This is a genomic window from Planctomonas psychrotolerans, from assembly GCF_008642235.1.
GTDB lineage: Bacteria > Actinomycetota > Actinomycetes > Actinomycetales > Microbacteriaceae > Planctomonas > Planctomonas psychrotolerans.
In genome coordinates this window covers 1,874,186-1,894,103 of the sequence record NZ_SJEV01000001.1, presented here as the reverse complement: position 1 = coordinate 1,894,103, position 19,918 = coordinate 1,874,186, and the positions used below count along the sequence as shown (strand labels likewise).

19 protein-coding genes are annotated in these 19,918 nt (G+C 69.7%); 6 read left to right on the top strand and 13 right to left on the bottom strand.

The features are described 5' to 3' along the window. Positions 1 to 63: 63 nt before the first annotated feature. The 8 genes from EY822_RS08705 to glmS all read right to left on the bottom strand — a co-directional run bounded on the left by EY822_RS08705 (position 64) and on the right by glmS (position 7,883). A complete protein-coding gene (locus EY822_RS08705) occupies positions 64 to 381 on the bottom strand; it encodes a DUF4190 domain-containing protein (RefSeq protein ID WP_150307909.1) in 318 nt (105 codons plus the stop codon). A 122-nt stretch (positions 382 to 503) separates the two neighbouring features. After that, complete coding sequence (gene tsaD, locus EY822_RS08700; protein WP_150307908.1) at positions 504 to 2,114, bottom strand: tRNA (adenosine(37)-N6)-threonylcarbamoyltransferase complex transferase subunit TsaD; 1,611 nt, start codon at positions 2,112 to 2,114, stop codon at positions 504 to 506. Continuing rightward, positions 2,111 to 2,767 carry a tRNA (adenosine(37)-N6)-threonylcarbamoyltransferase complex dimerization subunit type 1 TsaB gene (gene tsaB, locus EY822_RS08695; protein ID WP_150307907.1) on the bottom strand — a complete coding sequence of 219 codons (657 nt, stop codon included), beginning with the start codon at positions 2,765 to 2,767 and terminating at the stop codon, positions 2,111 to 2,113. The genes tsaD and tsaB overlap by 4 nt, the downstream gene beginning before the upstream one ends. Positions 2,768 to 2,776: 9 nt before the next feature. Continuing rightward, on the bottom strand, positions 2,777 to 3,298 hold the full coding sequence (tsaE, locus tag EY822_RS08690) for a tRNA (adenosine(37)-N6)-threonylcarbamoyltransferase complex ATPase subunit type 1 TsaE (RefSeq protein WP_150308845.1): 522 nt from the start codon (positions 3,296 to 3,298) through the stop codon (positions 2,777 to 2,779). 44 nt (positions 3,299 to 3,342) lie between these two features. Beyond that, complete coding sequence (gene alr / locus EY822_RS08685) at positions 3,343 to 4,494, bottom strand: alanine racemase (protein WP_150307906.1); 1,152 nt, start codon at positions 4,492 to 4,494, stop codon at positions 3,343 to 3,345. Continuing rightward, positions 4,491 to 5,648, bottom strand: a complete 1,158-nt coding sequence (alr, locus tag EY822_RS08680; RefSeq protein ID WP_227497149.1) for an alanine racemase — start codon at positions 5,646 to 5,648, stop codon at positions 4,491 to 4,493. Before alr (EY822_RS08680) ends, alr (EY822_RS08685) begins: the two co-directional genes overlap by 4 nt. Continuing rightward, entirely contained in the window at positions 5,645 to 6,004 is a 360-nt protein-coding gene (locus EY822_RS08675) for a holo-ACP synthase (RefSeq protein ID WP_150307905.1), read from the bottom strand. The genes alr (EY822_RS08680) and EY822_RS08675 overlap by 4 nt, the downstream gene beginning before the upstream one ends. Positions 6,005 to 6,032: 28 nt before the next feature. After that, positions 6,033 to 7,883 (bottom strand): glutamine--fructose-6-phosphate transaminase (isomerizing), encoded by a 1,851-nt coding sequence (gene glmS / locus EY822_RS08670; RefSeq protein WP_150307904.1) that lies wholly within the window; start codon positions 7,881 to 7,883, stop codon positions 6,033 to 6,035. A gap of 57 nt (positions 7,884 to 7,940) precedes the next feature. Here glmS and coaA point away from each other — a divergent pair, with 57 nt between their 5' ends. Further along, complete coding sequence (gene coaA / locus EY822_RS08665) at positions 7,941 to 8,900, top strand: type I pantothenate kinase (protein ID WP_150307903.1); 960 nt, start codon at positions 7,941 to 7,943, stop codon at positions 8,898 to 8,900. Between the two features lie 39 nt (positions 8,901 to 8,939). Here coaA and EY822_RS08660 read toward each other — a convergent pair whose 3' ends face one another. The 4 genes from EY822_RS08660 to EY822_RS08645 form a co-directional block, all read right to left on the bottom strand. Then, positions 8,940 to 9,959: a LacI family DNA-binding transcriptional regulator gene (locus EY822_RS08660; RefSeq protein ID WP_150307902.1), complete on the bottom strand. Its 1,020-nt coding sequence runs from the start codon at positions 9,957 to 9,959 to the stop codon at positions 8,940 to 8,942. A 164-nt stretch (positions 9,960 to 10,123) separates the two neighbouring features. Further along, on the bottom strand, positions 10,124 to 11,440 hold the full coding sequence (locus EY822_RS08655; RefSeq protein WP_227497148.1) for a nucleotide sugar dehydrogenase: 1,317 nt from the start codon (positions 11,438 to 11,440) through the stop codon (positions 10,124 to 10,126). Then, positions 11,437 to 12,171 carry a polysaccharide deacetylase family protein gene (locus EY822_RS08650; RefSeq protein ID WP_227497147.1) on the bottom strand — a complete coding sequence of 245 codons (735 nt, stop codon included), beginning with the start codon at positions 12,169 to 12,171 and terminating at the stop codon, positions 11,437 to 11,439. The genes EY822_RS08655 and EY822_RS08650 overlap by 4 nt, the downstream gene beginning before the upstream one ends. Further along, positions 12,168 to 13,163 (bottom strand): glycosyltransferase family 2 protein, encoded by a 996-nt coding sequence (locus EY822_RS08645; protein ID WP_150307901.1) that lies wholly within the window; start codon positions 13,161 to 13,163, stop codon positions 12,168 to 12,170. Before EY822_RS08645 ends, EY822_RS08650 begins: the two co-directional genes overlap by 4 nt. 305 nt (positions 13,164 to 13,468) lie before the next feature. Here EY822_RS08645 and EY822_RS08640 point away from each other — a divergent pair, with 305 nt between their 5' ends. The 5 genes from EY822_RS08640 to EY822_RS08620 all read left to right on the top strand — a co-directional run bounded on the left by EY822_RS08640 (position 13,469) and on the right by EY822_RS08620 (position 18,548). Then, positions 13,469 to 14,743, top strand: a complete 1,275-nt coding sequence (locus EY822_RS08640) for an ABC transporter substrate-binding protein (protein ID WP_227497146.1) — start codon at positions 13,469 to 13,471, stop codon at positions 14,741 to 14,743. Between the two features lie 32 nt (positions 14,744 to 14,775). Beyond that, on the top strand, positions 14,776 to 15,699 hold the full coding sequence (locus tag EY822_RS08635) for a carbohydrate ABC transporter permease (RefSeq protein WP_150307899.1): 924 nt from the start codon (positions 14,776 to 14,778) through the stop codon (positions 15,697 to 15,699). Continuing rightward, positions 15,699 to 16,622 carry a carbohydrate ABC transporter permease gene (locus EY822_RS08630; protein WP_150307898.1) on the top strand — a complete coding sequence of 308 codons (924 nt, stop codon included), beginning with the start codon at positions 15,699 to 15,701 and terminating at the stop codon, positions 16,620 to 16,622. The genes EY822_RS08635 and EY822_RS08630 overlap by 1 nt, the downstream gene beginning before the upstream one ends. Before the next feature lie 85 nt (positions 16,623 to 16,707). Beyond that, positions 16,708 to 17,754: a zinc-dependent alcohol dehydrogenase gene (locus EY822_RS08625; protein WP_150307897.1), complete on the top strand. Its 1,047-nt coding sequence runs from the start codon at positions 16,708 to 16,710 to the stop codon at positions 17,752 to 17,754. Next, positions 17,754 to 18,548 (top strand): sugar phosphate isomerase/epimerase family protein, encoded by a 795-nt coding sequence (locus tag EY822_RS08620; protein WP_150307896.1) that lies wholly within the window; start codon positions 17,754 to 17,756, stop codon positions 18,546 to 18,548. Before EY822_RS08625 ends, EY822_RS08620 begins: the two co-directional genes overlap by 1 nt. Before the next feature lie 20 nt (positions 18,549 to 18,568). On the opposite strand, the gene glmM is transcribed toward EY822_RS08620, so the two are convergent. After that, a complete protein-coding gene (gene glmM, locus EY822_RS08615) occupies positions 18,569 to 19,915 on the bottom strand; it encodes a phosphoglucosamine mutase (protein WP_150307895.1) in 1,347 nt (448 codons plus the stop codon). Between the last annotated feature and the right edge of the window lie 3 nt (positions 19,916 to 19,918).

The window sequence follows — 19,918 nt, the reverse complement described above, 5'->3', positions numbered from 1 at the left end:
AAACAGTACAGGCGTGCCCGCGGGGCGAGGCGCTCCCCGTCGGAGCGGCGGACCATCCCACCGTCAGTAGCTGCCCGTCGTAGCGCCGAGGAGGCTGAACAGGAAGAGCGGCACGGCGATCGCCGCCACGAGGAGGAGCAGGATGACCCCGGTGAACACGTAGCCGAGCACGAGACCGGCCATGGCGAGCCCGTTGCCCGCTTCACCGGTGCGTCGGATCTGCCCGAGTGCCAGATGTCCGCACACGATGGCCGCCGGCGGCAGGAAGAAGGCCACCACCAGCGCGATGATCGCCAGCACGTTCGTGGGCCGGACGGGCGGGTAGCCTGCGTAGGGCAGTTCGCCGCGCGGGGCCGGGTACTGGTCTGCCGGATAGGTCATGGCTGCTCCTTATGACGCGGGTGTGGAGCGCGATTCAGGCAATCGTCCCACCCGCTCGGAACGGGTGTCAAACCGCCGACGCGTCCGGGCGGCGCCCCTGCCGTGGCGACCCTGTCACGGCATCAGCGGGGTGAGATCTCCGTCACCGGCAGTGTGGAGTCCGCGCCGAAATCGAGACCGGAGGGTGCGTGCCCCCCGCGGATGAGCTGCGCGGCCACGGCGGCGATCATCGCACCGTTGTCGGTGCAGAGCGAGAGCGCGGGAATGCGCAGGGCGATGCCCGCGGCCGCGCACCGCTCCTCCGCCACCGCGCGGAGGCGCGCGTTGGCGATCACGCCGCCGCCGAGCAGGAGCCGGGGGATGCCGTGGTCGACGCACGCGGCGACCGCCTTGCCGATGAGCACGTCGACCACCGCCTCGCGAAAGCTCGCCGCGACATCCGCCGTGGGCACCGGCTCGCCCGCGTCGGCTCGCGCCTCGACCCACCGTGCGACCGCCGTTTTCAGGCCGGAGAAGGAGAAGTCGTAGCGGTGGCGCGCGAGATCCTTCGGCAGCGTCAGCCCGCGGGGGAACCGGATGGCGCGCGGGTCGCCGTCCGCAGCGGCACGGTCGATCTCCGGACCGCCCGGGTACGGCAGGCCGAGCACGCGGGCGACCTTGTCGAACGCCTCGCCCGCCGCGTCATCGATCGTCTCCCCCAGCAGTTCGACGTCGGAGACGAGGTCGCGCACGAGCAACAGGGAGGTGTGACCACCCGAGACGAGGAGGGCGATGGTGGGCAGGGCGAGGTCGTCGCCGGGCGTGCCGTCGGCGCGGAGCAGGTCAGCGCCCACGTGTCCGACGAGGTGGTTGACGGCGTAGAGCGGCCGGTCGAGCGCCACGGCGAGCGCCTTGGCCGCTCCGACGCCCACCATGAGCGCTCCGGCCAGGCCGGGCCCGCTCGTGACGGCGATCGCGTCGATGTCGCCGAGCGTCACCCCCGCCTCGTCGAGAGCGGCATGGAGTGTGGGCTCGAGCGCTTCGAGGTGCGCCCGGGCGGCGATCTCCGGCACGACGCCACCGAAGCGGGCGTGCTCGTCCATGGAGGAGGAGATCGTGTTGGCGAGCAGCGTCGTGCCGCGCACGATGCCGACGCCGGTCTCGTCGCACGACGTCTCGATGCCGAGCACGAGCGGCTCCCGCGTCGCGACTGCTTCCGACGTCTCGAGCGGCTCGGGCGCCGCCTCTCCCTCGGCCCCCGTCGGGAGTGCCGTCGCCCACTCGGTGACCCGGTCCGGAACGGCGAGCCGCATCACGAGGGCGTCCACGTCGTCGGGCTGGTAGTAGTGCGGGCGGGTGGCGATGTGCTCGAAACCGAGGGCACGGTAGAGGGTCTCGGCGTTCGGGTTGTCCGCGCGCACCTCGAGGAACACCTCGCGGGCGCCGCGCTTGCGCGCTTCCGTCACCAGGCTGAGCATCAGGGCGCGACCGAGGCCGCGGCGTCGGGCGGAGGGCGCCACGGCGATGGTCTGCACGTCCGCCTCGCCCGCGCCCTCCGGGGCGAGCAGTCCGGCGTAGGCGACCACGTCGTCGGGCCGCTCGGAGTCGACCACGACGAGGTAGTACGCGTGCGGGCTCGCGAGCTCCGCTCCCATCGCGTTGGCCGACCAGGCGTCCGAGACGAAGACCTCGGATTCGATCACCATGATGCCGTCGAGATCCTGCGGCGTCGCGCGCCGGAAGACCCAGCTCACGAGGTGACCCTCTTCTGTCCGCGCGACGGGGTGACGTCAGGCGAGCGCAGGTACAGCGCGTCGCCCGCGGCGAAGCGGTCGCCCCGGTCCCGCATGCGGCCGGCCAGCACGCCGAGCGACCCGGCGGGAATCACCGTCGCATCGATGCGCCGGAGGTCGTGCGGCACACCGTCGGGTGCGGAGAGCCGGGGCCCGTCGACCCGGATGGGGATGCCGTCGGCCGACGGCGCGTGGTACACCGACCAGTAGAGTTCGCGGCGCCGGGCGTCGGTCACCACGACGACCCGCTCCGGCGGCGCTCCGGCCGCAGCACTCGACGGATCCGGGAAGGCATCGAACGCGACGGCGTCGTGACTCACCACGGGGAGCACCGGGATCGATCGGCCGAGGGCGAACGCCCTGGCCGCCGCGATGCCCACCCGGAGACCGGTGAACGGTCCGGGTCCCATGCCCGCCACGACCGCGGTCACCTCGCTCGCCGGGATGCCCGCGTCAACGAGGCAGTCGCGGATCATCGCGCCGATGACCTCGGCGTGCCGCATGGTGTCGGGAGTGCCGCGCTCGGCGCGAACCCGGTACCCGCCCGGTGACGCCGGGTCCGCCGCCGCGAGGGCGACGCTCGTTCCCGCGGAGGTGTCGATGGCGAGAAGCACTCGACAAGCTTAGGTCGTGGGCGCGCCCAGTCCGTCCGCCAGATCGGCCCAGCGGTCCCCGACGGCCGTGACGGATACGGTGCGCGGCTCGATCGGTTCCTCGACATCGACATCGGCGTCGAGGACGGCATCCGCCTCGTCGTCGCCGGGCGGGCGACCGGGCGTCGCATCATGCTCGGCGCCGGTCGGCCGGTCGAGCACGAGCTCGAGCCAGGAGTCGGTGATGCCGTCGAGGAGACCGAGGCCCCACTCCACCACCACCACGGAGCGGGCGAAGTCGATGTCGAGATCGTCGAGCTCGGCCGCGGTGGACAACCGGTAGGCGTCGACGTGGACCAGGGGCGGACCACCGACCGTGCTCGGATGGGTGCGCGCCAGCACGAACGTGGGGCTCGTGACCGGCCCGCGTACTCCAAGCCCGGCACCGATGCCGCGGGTGAGCGTGGTCTTGCCCGCACCGAGCCGGCCGGTGAGCACGACGAGGTCGCCCGCCCGCAGCAGCGCACCGAGCCGCACGCCGAGCGCCGTCATGTCCTGCGGCGTCGACACCGTCAGCGCGAAGTCCCGTCGCGCGGTCACGGTCGGTCGTCGCGGTAGGTGCGCTGAACCCGGGGGCCCACTCGGGCGACGATCTCGTCGCCGATGGTCTTCGCCCAGGCCGCCCACTCCTCCGCCGTCGGCTCGCCCTTCTCGCCCGGCCCGAACATCGTGACGATGTCACCGACCCGCACGTCGGCTTCGCCCACGTCCAGCACGACCTGGTCCATGGCGACCCGTCCGGCGATGCGGTGACGCTTCCCGTGGATGGACATGGATGCGGACGGCCCGGCGACCCGCGGCACCCCGTCGGCATAGCCGAGGGGAACGAGCGCGAGGGTCGTCTCGCCCTCCGTGCGGTAGGCGAATCCGTACGACACCCCCGTGCCAGCGGGTACGCGCTTTACGGACGACACGGCGCCCTGCACGGTCATCACCGGCACCAGTCCGAGGTCGGCGCCGGTGGCGTCGTCGAACGGCGAGATTCCGTAGGCCGCGATGCCGAAGCGCACGAGCCCGAAGCGGGCCGCCGGCATCCGCATGCCCGCGGAGCTCGCCGCGAGATGCAGGAGCGGGAAGTCGGCCCCCTCGCCTGCCGCCACCTCGAGGGCGGCGTGGAAACGGCCGAGGGCCACCTCATCGTCCTCGGGCGAGGCGTCGGCGAGGTGCGACCACGCGGCGTGCAGCACGACCTCGCCCGCACGGTGGGCCTGCAGGGCGCGTCGCACGAGGCCCGGCCACTGCTCGACTGTCGCGCCGTTGCGGCTCAGTCCGGTGTCGACCTTGAGGTGCACGCGCGGGCGGCTCCCGCCCCGCGCGGCGACGATGGCCTCGAGCTGCCACAGGGCCGAGACGCCGAGGTCGACGTCGGCGGCCGCGGCCGCGGCGAAGTCCGACGACGGCCCGTGCAGCCAGGCGAAGAGCGGGGCGGTGACTCCCGCGGCGCGGAGGGCGAGGGCGGCGGGGATGTCGAGCACGGCCAGCGAGCTCGCGCCGGCCTCGAGCGCGGCGCGGGCGATGGGCACCATGCCGTGCCCGTAGGCGTCGGCCTTGACCGCGATCATGGTCTCGGCGGGCGAAACGAGCTCGGCGAGCGTGCGGACGTTCCGGCGGAAGGCGTCCAGGTCCACCGTCGCGGTGCGCAGGGGGGCGAGTCCGTGTCCCCTGCTCTCGTTCCGATCGGCGCTCACGACGGGTACCTCCGCACGATGCGGCCGCCGAGTCGGGTGACGACCTCGTAGTTGATCGTCTCGGCGGCGGCGGCCCACTCGTCGGCCGACGGAACGCCGGTCGCCGGGTCGCCGAACAGCACGACGTCGTCGCCCACCTCGCACTCGTCGGCGCCGAGGTCGACGACGAACTGGTCCATCGCGATGCGTCCGGACACCGTGTACCGGCCGCCGCGGATGCTCACCGGGGCCCGGTTGGACGCGAGGCGCGGGATCCCGTCGGCATACCCGAGGGACACGAGCGCCAGGGTGGTCTCCTGACGGGTGCGGTAGCTGTACCCGTAGGAGACGCCCGTTCCGGCCGGAACGCGCTTCACCGCCACGACGCCGCCCACCAGGGTGAGCGCGGGGACGAGGCCGAGCTCGGCCGACGTGGCGTCGTCGAACGGCGACAACCCGTAGATGCCGATGCCCACCCGCACCATGTCGAATCGGCTCGCCGGCACCCGCAGGGCGGCCGCCGTCGAGGCGAGGTGACGCAGTTCGGGGTGCACCCCCGCGTCCGCCGCTGCGGCGAGCGCCCGCTGGAACGCGGCGATCTGGGCGGCATCCTCGTCGTCCCCGGCGTTGGCCAGGTGACTGAAGATGCCACGGACGCGGATGCGACCGGCGGACTCGAGGTCCGCCGCGACCGCGAAGAGCTCGCCCCAGTTCTCCGCCGCTGCGCCGTTCCGGCCGAGTCCGGTGTCGACCTTCACGTGCACGTCGGCGCGGGAGTCGCCGCGCACCGCCTGCGCTACGGCCCGGAGCTGGTCGAGCGAGTTGACGCCGATGTCGATGCGGGCGGCGACGGCCGATGCGAAGTCGGCGTCGGTCGCATGGATCCAGGTCAGGAGCGGGGCGTCGATGCCCGCATCGCGCAGCTCGAGCGCCTCGACGATGTCCACCACGCCCAGCCAGTCCGCTCCCCCGCGGAGGGCCGCGCGCGCTACCGGCACGCTCCCGTGTCCGTACCCGTTCGCCTTGACCACGGCCATGAGCGACCGGGTGCCGGCGACCTCCCGCAACCGGGCGACGTTGTGCTCGATCGCGGCGAGATCGATGCGCGCCTCGCGACGCAGTTCCGCGGGTGCGTCCACCGGTTCTGCGTCGGCCACCGCATCCCCGGGCTTCATCGGCCGGTTCTTTCGGTCACGACGAATGCACAGGCGACCGGGCCGTCGTGACTCATCGACAGGTGCACCGAGTCGATCCCGCGCGCCCGCATCAGGTCGAGCATGCCACCGTGCAGCCGGAAGGAGGGATCCCCGCCCTCGTCCCGCACCACCTCCATGTCGTGCCAGCGCACGCCGGACGAGCCGCCGAGGGCTTTGATCAGCGCCTCCTTGGCCGCGAACCGTGCGGCGAGCGACCGGGGCGGCAGCCCGCGTTCGCTCTCGGCGAACAGACGCGGCACCAGCGCGGGCGTGCGGGCGACCGAGCGCTCGAAGCGCGCGAGGTCGACCACGTCGACGCCGATGCCGGCGATCATCCGATTGTTCCCGCCCTGCCGACGGCGCCTACTCGACCGTGACGGACTTGGCGAGGTTGCGCGGCTGGTCGACGTCGAGACCCTTGGCGGAGGCGAGCTCCATGGCGAAGATCTGCAACGGCGCCACGGCGAGGAGCGGCTCGAAGAAGGGTCCGGCGAGCGGGATCGGGATGACGAAGTCGGCGAGTGGCGGCACGAACGCGTCGCCCTCCTCGGCGACGGCGAGCACGCGGGCGCCGCGAGCCTCGATCTCCTTGATGTTCGAGATGACCTTCTTGTGCAGCTCAGGCTGGCCGATCGGGCTCGGAACGATCACGAAAACGGGCTGGCCGGGCTCGATGAGCGCGATCGGGCCGTGCTTCAACTCGCCCGCCGCGAATCCCTCGGCGTGAATGTAGGCGAGCTCCTTGAGCTTCAGTGCACCCTCGAGGGCGACCGGGTACCCCACGTTCCGGCCGAGGAAGAGCACGGCACGGGTATCGGCCATCCAGCCGGCCAGCTGGGCGATCGACTCCGAGGACTCGAGCACCTTGCCGAGCTTCTCGGGGACGGCCTGCAGTTCGGCGGCGTTCGCCTCGATCTCCGCGGCGTCGAGGGATCCGCGCACGCGCGACAGGTGAAGGCCGAACAGGTAGAGCGCCGCGACCTGGGCGAGGAACGCTTTGGTCGACGCGACCGCCACCTCCGGTCCGGCGTGGGTGTAGATGACGGCCTCGGACTCCCGGGGGATTGTGGCGCCCTGCGTGTTGCAGATCGACAGCACCCGCGCGCCGTGCTCGCTGGCGTACTGCACGGCCATGCGAGTGTCCATCGTCTCGCCGGACTGGCTGATGGAGATCACGAGGGTGGAGTCGTCGAGTACCGGGTCGCGGTAGCGGAACTCGTGGGCGAGTTCCACCTCGACGGGCACCCGGGACCACGCCTCGATGGCGTATTTGCCGAGGATGCCCGAGTACGCGGCGGTACCGCAGGCCACGATGACGATGCGGGTGATGCCCCGGAGTGCCTCGTCGCCGATGCGGTCGAGGTCGGGCAGCACGACCTCGCCGTCGACGATGCGACCGCGCAGGGTGTTGGCCACCGCATCCGGTCCCTCGGTGATCTCCTTCGCCATGAAGCTCGACCAGCCGCCCTTCTCCGACGCCGAGGCGTCCCAGGCGATGTCGAACTCCTCCGTCGTCACCGGCGCACCCGCGAAGTCGGTGACCGTGACGGAGTCGGCGCGGATGGCGACGATCTGGTCCTGGCCGATGGCCACGGCCCGGCGGGTGAACTCGACGAATGCGGCGACGTCGGAGCCGAGGAAGTTCTCGCCGTCGCCGAGGCCGATCACGAGCGGCGAGTTGCGGCGGGCGCCGACCACGACGTCCGGCTCATCGCGGTGCACGGCGAGCAGCGTGAAAGCGCCCTCGAGCCGGGCGACCACGGTGCGGAAGGCGAGCTCGAGGTCGTGCGCCCGGCCGTATTCACGGCCGAGCAGCTTGGCGGCCACCTCGGTGTCCGTCTCGCTCTCGAACGTGTACCCCTCGGCGAGCAGCTCCTCCTTCAGTTCGGAGAAGTTCTCGATGATGCCGTTGTGGATGAGCGCCAGCTTGCCGTCGTCGCCGAGGTGCGGGTGCGCGTTGACGTCGGTGGGTCCGCCGTGCGTGGCCCAGCGGGTGTGCCCGATGCCGGTGGAGCCGTTCGCGATCGGATGCTGGTCGAGGTCGTTCAGCAGGACGGCCAGCTTGCCCGCGTGCTTGCGGGTGTGGATGCTGCCGTCCCCATCGAGTACCGCGATGCCGGCGGAGTCGTATCCGCGGTATTCGAGGCGGCGGAGGCCCCCGAGGAGCACCTCGACACTCTTGGCAGTTCCGACGTAGCCCACAATTCCACACATGGGGTCGATTTTATGTCACCGCGTCGCCAGTACTCGACGACGTTAGGCTGTGTCTCTATGTCCTTGACCGGGCCGCTCCCGTCACAGCCCGCCAACGGGCACACGTCTCCCTTCGTCGCTATCGATCGCGCCGATTGGGCGGCGCTCGCCCCCAGCACGCAGTTGCCGCTCCGTGAGACGGAGATCGTGCAGTTGCGTGGTCTCGGTGACCGGATGGACATGCGAGAGGTGCAGGAGGTGTACCTCCCGCTCAGCCGGTTGCTGAACCTCTACGCCACCGGCAAGCGGGAACTCCACCGCAGCACGAGCGCGTTCCTCGGCGAGCGCGCCGCCAGCACGCCGTTCGTCATCGGCGTGGCGGGCTCGGTCGCGGTGGGCAAGTCGACGGTGGCCCGGTTGCTGCGGGAGCTGCTCGCCCGGTGGGATGACACTCCGCGCGTGGAGCTCCTGACCACCGACGGCTTCCTCTATCCCAACGCCGAGCTGGAACGCCGCGGGCTGATGGAGCGCAAGGGCTTCCCCGAGTCGTACGACCGGCGGGCGCTGCTGCGCTTCGTGAGCAAGGTGAAGAGCGGCGCGGAGGAGGTGCGTGCGCCCTTCTATTCGCACCTGAGCTACGACATCGTGCCGGGCGCCGAGGTGGTGGTGCGTCAGCCCGACGTGCTCATCGTCGAGGGGCTCAACGTGCTGCAGCCGCCGGCCGGACACCGGCTCGCGGTCAGCGACCTCTTCGACTTCACGGTGTACGTGGACGCCCGCACGAGCGACATCGCCACCTGGTACGAGGAACGCTTCCTGGCACTGCAGCGCGGCGCGTTCGCGAATCCGAAGTCGTACTTCCACCGTTTCTCGAGCCTCAGCGAGGAGGAGGCGCGAGCGCGAGCGCGCCGCATCTGGGCATCCATCAACGAGCCGAACCTCGTGCAGAACATCCGCCCCACCCGTTCGCGGGCGACTCTCGTACTGCGGAAGGACTCCGAGCACGCGGTGAACAGCGTGCTGCTGCGCAAGCTGTAGCGCGTCCGGCCGACGGGACGCTCGTCGACGCGACTGCTGCTACGACAGCGTGGTGCTCTGCCGTTGCACCACCGTGTAGTCCACCGAGATCTCGCGGGGCGGCGAGTCCGAGTCCCCGCTCAGCCGCTCAGCGAGCAGTGCGACGGCTCGCTCCGCGATCGCCTTGGTATCCCAGGCGATGGTGGTGAGCGGCGGTGAACTGTAGGCGGACTCGTCGATGTCATCGAACCCGGCGAGCGCGACGTCGCGGGGCACGGCCACGCCGACGGTGTTGAGGTGACTGAGCGCGCCGAGCGCGAGGAGATCGTTGAAGCAGAGCACGGCGTCCGGGGGCTCGGGCAGCGCGAGGAGCGATCCCATCGCGATGGCGCCGTTCTCCCGCTGGAACCGCTCCACCGGAACCACGTAATCGTCGCGCACGTCGATGCCGGCATCGGCGAGCGCCCGACGGTAACCCTCGAAGCGCAGCGTGCTCGTGGCGAAACGCGTGTCCCGCTCGATTCCGATGACGGCAACCCTCGTCCTGCCCGTACGCAGCAGATGCGTCGTCAGGTCGTAGGCCGCCTGCACGCTGTCGCCGGCCACGTAGTCCGCGATGTGATGCGGTGTCTTCTCGCCGATGAGCACGAGAGGCGTGCTGTCGCTCCGGTTGCGGAGATCGGCCGGGGTGAGGGACCGCAGGTGCAACACGATGCCGTCCACGAGGTACGGCATCGCGCCGTCGACGACCAGCGTCTCCGCGTCGGGCGACCCTCCCGTCTGCTCGATGAGCACCGTCCACCGGTACGCGGCGGCCGCAGCCATCACATGCACGGCGAGCTCCGAGAAGTAGGGATTGTCGAGGCTCGGCACCGCGAGGGCGATGAACCCGGTGCGACCGCTGGCGAGACTGCGGGCGGGGATGTTCACCCGGTAGTTCAGCTCCCGCAGGGCCGCCTCCACCTTGAGCCGCGTGCGCTCGGTGACGTGCGGGTAGTCGTTGATGACGTTCGAGACGGTCTTCTGCGACACCCCGGCGAGGGCGGCGACATCGCTCAGTCGCGGCCGCGCAGGAGGCACGAGGATCCCTTCGGTCCGTCGGAAGCGACGCTCCCGAGTCCCGTCACTCTAATCCGTACCGCGCTCGATCTACAGCGCAGGAAATGCGCGCCGATGCTGCGGCGGGCACCACGCCGAACCGGGCGACTCCGTCGTTCCGGAGTCGACCGATCGGGCACGACGGGTCAGAGCCGTTCGACGCTCGCGCCGGTGAGCCGGTTGCGCGTGTCGAGCACGGGCAGGGTTCCGTCCTGCAGCACGCTGTAGTCGATGTCCTCGTGGTCGGTGAGCAGGATGGCGAGGTCGTACTCGGAGTAGTCGACCTCGCCCGGCGCGACGCGCCGCACATCCGCCGGCCAGTGGTGGTCCTCGACGTGGGCGTCCACCGCGGAGAGCTCGGCCGAGTATTCGTGGAGCAGGTCCACGAGGTGCAGGGCGGGCGACTCCCGGATGTCCCCGGTGTTCCGCTTGTAGGCGAGGCCGAGCAGCAGGATGCGGGCACCGCTCATGGCGCGCTGGGAGTCGTTGAGGAGCCGGGTGGCGCGCTGCACAACGTAGGCGGGCATGTTGTCGTTCACGTCGTTGGCGAGCTCGACGAAGCGGAAGTTCTTGCCGAGCTTCCGTCGCACCTGCCAGGAGAGGTAGCTCGGGTCGACCGGGAGGCAGTGGCCGCCGACGCCGGGACCCGGCGTGAACTTCATGAACCCGAACGGCTTCGTGGCAGCAGCGTCGATCGACTCCCACACGTTCACGCCGAGCGCGTTGGCGAAGACCGCCAGCTCGTTGACGAGGGCGATGTTGACGTGCCGGAACGTGTTCTCGAGGAGCTTCGCCATCTCCGCCTCGCGAGGCGAGCTCACGGGCACGGTGGTGTCGACGAGGGAGTCGTAGAAGCGCTTGACGCGGTCGAGCGACGCCGGGTCCGTGCCCGAGACGATCTTCGGCGTCTCACGAAGACCCCAGGTGGGGTTTCCGGGGTCGATGCGCTCGGGGCTGTATCCGACGAAGAGGTCGGTGCCCGTGGTCAGTCCGGACCCCTCCTCGAGGATCGGCACCAGAAGCTCCTCCGTGGTGCCGGGGTACGTCGTGGACTCCAGGACGACCATGGCGCCGGGCTTCAGCAGGGCCGCCAGCGACTCCGCGGCGCTCTCGATGAACGACAGGTCGGGAAGCGTCTCCTTGAGCGGTGTCGGAACGGTGATGACCGCAACGTCGAAGCCCTGGGCGTCCGCGTAGTCCGCGGTGATGCGGTAGCGTCCCGACTCCAGTGCGGCCTGCAGCTGCTCGTTCGAAATGTCGTCGACGTGCGAGACGCCGGAGCCGATCGACTCGACCCGCCTCGGGTCGAGATCGATGCCGACGACGGTGTAGCCCACCTCCACCGCTCGCATCGCAACGGGCAGCCCCACATAGCCCTGCCCGATCAGGGCAACGGTCGTGTTGTGCGGTTCGGGCGTGAAGTCGTTCTCCACCGGGTCCTCCAGAGTTGTGGTGTTACTCACCGACGGAACCAGATTCCGCGGGTGGCCGATCCGGATGCGATCGCTCCGGACACAGTGTTCGCGCGGAGCCCGAGCTCCGCGTACGCGTCGAGGACGCGCGTCGCGAGTGCGCCCCGGTCGTGACCGGGGTGATTGCCGCCGCGTCCGCCGTCGGCGACGTCCGCGTATCCGTCGTGCGAGAGCACGATGGCGCCGCGACCGGCACCGCGGAGGACTCGCTGCATCCGCTCCTCCGTGGTCGCCGGACGCGAGTCGAGTGCGGTGGGTCCCCACAGCACGGGCTCGAGACCCGCCGCTCGCACGCCGCGGAAGGAGCTGAGGGACTGCAGCCCGTACGGCGGGCGGAACCAGTGCACCGGGCGACCGATGTCGTCCTCCAGTTCGGCCTTCGCATCCGATGTGCGCGAGAGCACCTCGCGATAGGACATGCGGGAGATCGGGCGGTGATCCACGCCGTGCAGCGCGATCTCGTGGCCCGCCGCCATCACCTCCCGGAGGAGCTCCGGATTCTTGCGCGTGCGCGTGAGCAGCACGAAGAAGGTCGCCCGCGCACCGCGGTCCTGAAGCACGGACAGGATGGACTCGGTGTCGCCCGGCTCCGGTCCGTCGTCGTAGGTCAGCACGAACTCCGGTGCCGTTGTGCGCACGGCGACGATGGAGCCGAGGGGTCCACCGTGCGAGCGGAGCCAGGACCGCGCGGCGCGGGGTACCAGCCGCCCGAGCGAGCTCACGCGGAAGGTGCCGGGGTGGCCGGCGCGTGTGCACCGGCGTACGCGGCATAGGAGCGGCCGCCTGCGGCGGCGACCATGCCCGCACCGCGATAGGCGAGCCGGAGTCCGCGCGCGCTGTGCCCCATGCTGCGGGTGACGCGACCGAGAAGGTGACGCAGGACGCCGACGACGACGCGGCCTGCGCCGCCCGCCACGCCCTTGGCACGGAGGATCAGCCGGACGCGGGGATTCGCTTCGAGCTGGAGACGCACGCGGGTGGCGACGTTGCCGTGGCTGTAGGCGCGCTTGAGCGCCCAGGCGCGGGTCTGGCGCTCGATCTCGACCGTGTCCTCGGTGACCGACTCGTTGCACCACACCATGCGGGCACCGGTGCGCTTGAGCATCATGCTGAAGAGGGTGTCGGAGCCGCCGCCGAGGCCGATCGACTCGTCGAACCGCACCCCGCTGGCGCGGACCTGGTCGAGGTCGAGGAGCAGGTTGCCGGTCGCCGCGACGGAGATCTCGGTGCCGGTCTCCCGCTGGGGGCGCTGGAACAGTCCGGTCGCCGTCACCCAGGGGTCGACGTCCTCCGCGAAGATGGACACGACGCGTCCCATCACCGCCGCGGGGCGGCCGAACTCGGTGTAGGTCTCGACCAGGGAGCGCAGCCAGCCCTCGAGGGGCAGTTCGTCGTCGTCGATGAAGGCCAGCAGCTCGAAGTCCAGCGACTCGTCGAGGGCACGGTTCCGGACGGCGGGGATGCCCTTGGTGGTCTCCACCGCGTACCGGGCGGGCATATCGCTGTAGGCCGGCTCGACCACGCGGCGGGCCGACCCGGCACCGTCGTTGTCGACCACGACTATTCCCCCGCGCGAGATGATGCCCTCGCGCTGCAGGGCGGCCAACTGCGCGCCGACGTTCGGGAGGAGTTCCGCGAGTCGCTCAGGGCGCTTGAAAGTCGGAATGGCGACGACGATGCTCGGGGCGTGCCCGGTCGTTGACTGCGCGTCCATGTGTGTGTGCCACCTCGTATCGGCCGCGCGCATTCGTACGGCGGTGCCCGTGACGTTAGCAGAGTTGGACCGGCACCAAAGGTCATCCGGGCCCTCCGCACTGGCCCCGTTTCGGGGGGTTTCCTGCCCACCACGCGGGCTCACGTGACGGCGTGCTCCCGTCGCCGGGCAATCCGCCCTGCGGACGACCGGTTTACAGCGCCGGAAAATAGTTCTGGACACCGACTTTACAGCGGTGTAAAACTGAGTTCCACGAGCGACCCGCCTCTCCCGCGGCTCGCCACTCGATGACGAGGAAGTCAACGATGACGAAATTGCTGCGCCTGACGACGATCGGGCTCACCGCGGTTCTGGCCCTTTCCGTGGTCGGCTGCACCGGAGGGGCCCCCAGTGACGGCGGCGGGAACGACACCGATCCCGATACCCTCCGCTTCATGATCGGCCAGCCGGAGGATCCGGCCGATCTTGCGCTGACCGAACAGGACATCGCCACGTTCGCGGAAGAGTCAGGGATCACGATCGAGCTCGATGTCATCCCGTCGGAGAACGTGCGCACCGTGCTGCAGACGCAGCTGCGGTCGGGAGACGGGCCGGACATCTTCGGGTACGACACCGGCCCCGGCTTCGCCGGTGCGCTCGCCGAGGCCGGCCTGCTCTACCCGCTCACCGAGCACTTCTCGGAGCGGGAGTGGCCGATCTACGACTTCGCGCAGGAGCGGGTCACGTTCGGCGGCGAGATCGTGGGCATCCCCAACGACATCGAGACGGTCGGACTCTTCTACAACGCCACGATGTTCGACGAGCTCGGTATCGCCCAGCCGCAGTCGGTGGCGGACCTGACCGCCGCGGCCCAGACCATCGCCGACTCCGGCGTCATCCCGTTCGCGGTCAGCGACCAGGAAGGCTGGCAGGGCGGGCACCTGCTCAGCATGGTGTTGTCGAGCGAGGTCGGGTCCGACGCCATGGAGGCTCTCATCGCGGGCGACACGAGGTGGGACTCCCCCGAGGTCGTGTCCGCGCTCACCCTGCTCGCCGACTTCAACGAGGCCGGCTACTTCACGCCGTCGCCCGCCGCCGTGACCTACGACAACGCGAACGCCCTGTTCTACTCCGGCCAGGCGGCGATCAACCCGACCGGCAGCTGGCTCGCCCAGGATATCGAGCGGAACGTGGAGTTCGAGGTCGGTTACATGCCCTTCCCCGCATCCGACGGCCCGGGCATCTTCAGCGGAGGTCTTGGCTCCGGCCTGTTCGTGAATGCCACGACCACCAAGACGGATGCGGCGGTCGAGTTCATCGACTACCTCCTCACCCAAGAGCACGGACGCTGGAGTGTGGAGAACACGCAGAGCATCCCCGCCTTCCCCATCGACACGGAGGGCATCGAGGCCACGCCGCTGTTCTCGCAGATCCTGGATGACGCGGCGAAGATCGCCGACGGCTCGGGGGACTTCGGATACAACATCGACGTGCTCATGTCGAACACGTTCAACGAGGCGATGGGCAACGGCATCCAGGGCATTCTCACCGGGCAGGCGACGCCCGAAGAGGTTGCGGTGACCCTGCAAGAGAACTACTGATCGGCCGCGGAACGCGGACCCGAAGCGTAGCGATGAGCATCGCGAACCGCAGCCCTGCCCCGGCGGTGACCAGACGGGCGCAGGCCCGCCTGGGCGTCGCCCTGGTCCTGCCGGTCATGATCATGGTGGTGGCGTTCTTCCTCATTCCGTTGGTGAACGCCCTCTACTACTCGGTCGTCGACTTCAACGGCATCAACCCCAACCCGGACTTCGTGGGCCTCGCGAACTTCGAGCGCTTGTTCACCGACCCGAAGATGGCGCACGCGCTCGGCAACAACATCACCTGGATCATCGTGGGCACCATCTCGCCGATGGTGATCGGGTTGCTGGTGGCGATGCTGCTGTGGTCCGTCCAGCGGGCTAGCGTGGTCTACCGGGTGCTGTTCTTCCTGCCCTACGTTCTCCCCGGGGTGGCCATCGGCATCGTGTGGGGATGGATCTACGACCCGGTCAACGGCCTGCTCAATCAACTGCTGCGGGCGATGGGCCTCGGCGATCTCGCCCGGGGCTGGCTCGGTGAACCCGATGTCGCGATCTACGCCGTGCTCGTGACCGCGATCTGGGCGGGCACCGGCTTCGCGATCGTCATCTTCCTGTCGGCGCTTCGCAACGTGGACATCGAACTGGTGGAAGCCGCTCGCATCGACGGGGCCAACTCGCTGCAGCGCCTCTGGTTCATCGTCCTCCCCCAGATCATGCCGGTCTTCCTCATGGTGCTCACGCTCACCCTCGTCGGCGGCTTCAGCGTGTTCGACATCATCTTCATCATGACCGGCGGCGGGCCGGCCGATGCCACCGAGGTTCTCGGCACCTATGCCTACAGCAACGCGTTCCAGCTGAGCGACATCGGGTACGGCACCACTCTCGCTCTGCTCATCACCGTGCTGTCGGTGCCAGTCGCCGTGCTCCTCAACCGACTGCAGCGCAAGCTGTCCCTCCAGGGAACGGGTGCCTGATGGCCGAAACGACCCTCGCCATGACCGACCCGGCTGCGCGACGCGCGCTGTCCGACCCGGACGCCGGCAGCCGGGCGCCCTCTTCCGCCGGCGGACACGGCAAGAAGGTGGCCGGACAGGTGCTCCGTCACGTCGTACTGATCGCGCTCGCCGTTCTGACCATCACCCCCGTCATGATGGTCGTCTCCACCACGCTCAAGACGCCCGAGGACGTGCGGGTCGACCCGTTCGGACTGTTCACGTCGTTCTCGTTCCGCAACATCGTGGACGCCTGGACCGTGGGGCGGTTCAGCGACTACCTGGTGAACAGCATTCTGCTGAGCGTGCCCAGTACGGCGCTCGTGATCGTGATGTCGACTATGGCGGGGTACACCTTCGCACGGCTCCCCTTCCGCGGGCGCACCGCGCTGTTCTACCTGGTGGTGCTCGGCCTGCTCGTGCCGTTCTTCACGTTCATGATTCCGCTGTACTTCCAGCTGCGATCGCTCGGGCTACTGGACACGCTCCCCGGGGCGGTTCTCGTGCTCACGTCGACCGGCATCTCGTTCGGCACATTCTTCATGCGGGCGTTCTTCGCCGAACTCCCGGCGGAACTCGAGCAGTCCGCCCGGGTCGACGGCTGCTCGGAGTGGCAGATCTTCACCCGGATCATGCTGCCGCTCGTCGGCTCGGGGATCGGCGCTCTCACGGTGTTCACGTTCCTCGCCAACTGGAACAACTTCCTGGTGCCGTTGCTCTACCTGCCGGGCGGCGAGTACCGGCCGCTCACGACGGGGCTGTACATGTTCACCGGCGGGCGTTCCAACGACGTGGGTCCGCTCGCCGCCGGCACCCTCATCACGATCCTGCCGGTCATCGTGCTGTTCATCGTGCTTCAGCGCCAGGTGACCCAGGGCTTCATCTCCGGAGCGGTCAAAGGCTGACCCTTTCGCCGCCGCGCTCCGAGCGGCGCCGCACCACCTCGCCCCACCCCGAACGGACCCACTCCCCATCGAAAGAGGAACGAACATGGCAAGAATGGTGAGCTTCATCTCCCCCCGCGTGGCCGAGGTCGTCGACGAGGAGTCGCAGAGCCTCGGTGCCGATGAGGTGCGCATCGCGACCCTGTACTCGGGCATCTCCGCGGGCACGGAGCTGACGGCCTACCGGGGCAGCAATCCCTACCTCAACAAGAAGTGGGATGAGGGCCGACGACTCTTCGTCGACGGATCGACCAGCTTCGAGTACCCGGTCAACGGCTGGGGCTACGAGGAGGTGGGCGAGGTGTGCGAGATCGGCTCCGACGTGACGTCGGTGTCGGTGGGTGATGTGATCTGGGGCACGTGGGGTCATCGCACGGAGACCGTGCAGAAAGCGGAGCGAGCCGCGAGACGGATCCTCCCCCCGGGCGTCGACCCGCGCATCGGCGTCTTCTCCCAGATCGGTGCGATCGCACTGAATGTGGTGCTCGACGCCGACATCCACGTGGGCGAGACCGTGGCGGTGTTCGGACTCGGGGTTCCCGGGCAGCTCGTCGCTCAGCTCGCCCGGCTCAATGGGGCCCGGGTGATCGGCGTCGACGGTGTCGCGTCCCGTCGCGAGCTGGCCACCCGGCTCGGCGCAGACGTGGTGGTCGACGCGACCGAGGGGGGCGTGGCTGAACGTATCCGCAGCCTCACCGACGGTCGTGGCGCCGATGTCTGCCTCGAAGTCACCGGCAACTATCACGCCCTGCACGAGGCGATCCGCTCCGTGGCCTACAGTTCGCGCGTCTGCGTCGCCGGCTTCATGCAGGGTGAGGGGGCCGGCCTGCGGCTCGGCGAGGAGTTCCACCACAACCGGGTCGCCGTCATCGCGAGCCAGATATCCGGGGTGGCTCCGGTGCTTCGACACCGATGGGATGAGCACAGGCTGCAGACCACCGCTGTCGGCCTCGCCGTCGACGGGCGACTTCGGGTGACCGATCTCATCACGCACGAGATGCCGCTCGAGTCGGGCCGTGAGGCGTTCGAGCTTCTCGACAGCACCCCGCAGAACGTGCTCCAGGTCGTCCTCGACGCTCGGACGGCTCGCTGATGACTTTCCGGCTCGCCGCACAGGAGTCCACTTGCGAGGGCGACACCCTCGTGGAGAAGTACGAGTTCGCCTTGTCGGTCGGGTTCGATGGCATCGAGCTCTCGGGCAGGGGGAACGGAGTCTTCGTCGGCCGTGCGGACGAGTTCCGCGCCGCTCGGGAGGCCGGGGTGGTCATGCCGACCGCGGTCGCTCACGTCGATCACTTTCTCGGCGACTTCGATCCGCAGAAACGCCGGGGGGCTATCGACGAGTTGACGGCGATGCTCACGGCGCTCACCGCGGCCGGGGGAAACGGGTTCGTGACGCCTCACGCGTTCGGCCTGTTCTCGACCCGGCTGCCGCCGTTCGTCCCACCCCGCAGCGTGGCGGACTCGAGGCTTCTGCTACTGGAGGCACTCCGGGAGGTGGCTGCGCATGCGGAATCTGAGGGGGTGGTCGTGTACCTCGAGCCGCTGAACAGGTTCGAGGACTTCGTCGTCAACACGCTCGTGGACGCGTCCTGGTACGTCGACGAACTCGCCTCGCCCGGCGTCGCGGTGATCGCCGACACCTGGCACATGTCGATCGAGGAGTCGGACATCGGGGCGGCGATCCGCCGATCGGGGTCCCGCATCCAGCACGTGCAGCTCGGGGACAGCAATCGGCTGGAGCCGGGCGCCGGGCACTACGACTGGGACGAGACGCTGACCGCTCTCGAGGACATCGGTTACGACGGCTGGCTCGCCATGGAGTGCGGGCTCTCCGGTCCCAGCCGCGATGTGCTGCCGAGAGTCTCGCGACTGCTCAAGCGGTAGCGACCGGCGTGCGTCGGGCCCTAGACGGCCAGGCGGCGCTTGACCACGTCGGCGAGCTCGTGCGCCATCCGGTCCGCCGTCGGCTGATCGGCGGCCTCCACCATCACGCGCACCATGGGTTCGGTGCCCGACGCGCGCAGCAGGATACGGCCGGACTCGCCGAGCTCCTCCTCGAGCGCGCGAACGGCGTCCGCCACGACCTCGTCGCCGCCGACGCGGTGCCGGTCGACCCCGCGCACGTTGACCATGATCTGCGGGAACACGGTCATCACCCCGACGAGTTCCTTGAGCGTCTTGCCCGTGCGGGCCATCTCGGCCACGAGCTGGAGGCCGGTGAGGATGCCGTCGCCGGTGGTGGCGTGGTCGGCCATGATCAGGTGGCCGGACTGCTCGCCACCGAGCGTGTAGCCGCCCTCGTTCATGGCTTCGAGCACGTAACGGTCGCCGACCTTGGCCTGAAGCACCCGGATGTCGTGAGCTTCCATCGCGAGACGAAGCCCGAGGTTGCTCATCACCGTGGCCACGAGCGTGCGCTCGTGCAGCATGCCGCGTTCGGCGAGAGACAGCGCGAGCACGGCCATGATCTGGTCGCCGTCCACGAGCGAGCCCTCGTGGTCGACCGCGAGGCATCGGTCGGCATCGCCGTCGTGCGCGATGCCGAGATCGGCACCGTGCTCGAGCACGGCCTTCGCGAGCGACTCGAGATGAGTGGAGCCGACCCCGTCGTTGATGTTCATGCCGTCGGGATCGTTGCCGATCACGATGACGGTGGCCCCGGCGTCGGTGAACACCTCGGGCGAGATGCCGGCGGCCGCGCCGTGGGCGCAGTCCAGCACGATCGACAGGCCGTCCAGACGGTGCGGCAGCGCACCGAGCAGGTGCAGGATGTAGCGATCCTCGGCGTCGGCGAATCGGCGGATGCGTCCGACGTCGCCGCCGAGGGGGGTGAGCTTCGGGCCGTGCAGCAGCGCTTCGATGCGGTCCTCGAGCTCATCGGCGAGCTTTCGTCCGCCACTCGCGAAGAACTTGATGCCGTTGTCGGGTGCCGCGTTGTGCGACGCCGAGATCATCACGCCGAAGTCCGCGCCGATGTCCGCGATCAGAAAGGCCGCGGCGGGGGTGGGGATGACCCCGGCGTCGAGAACGTCGACTCCGGAGCTTGCGAGACCGGCCGCCACCGCGGCGGCGATGAATTCGCCGGACACGCGCGGATCACGCGCGAGTACCGCTGTGGGGCGACGACCGGCCTCGAAGGCACCGGAGCCCAAAACCTGCGCGGCGGCCTGCGCGAGCCCGAGCGCCAACTCGACCGTAAGGTCTTTGTTGGCCAGGCCGCGCACGCCGTCCGTGCCGAACAAACGAGGCATGAA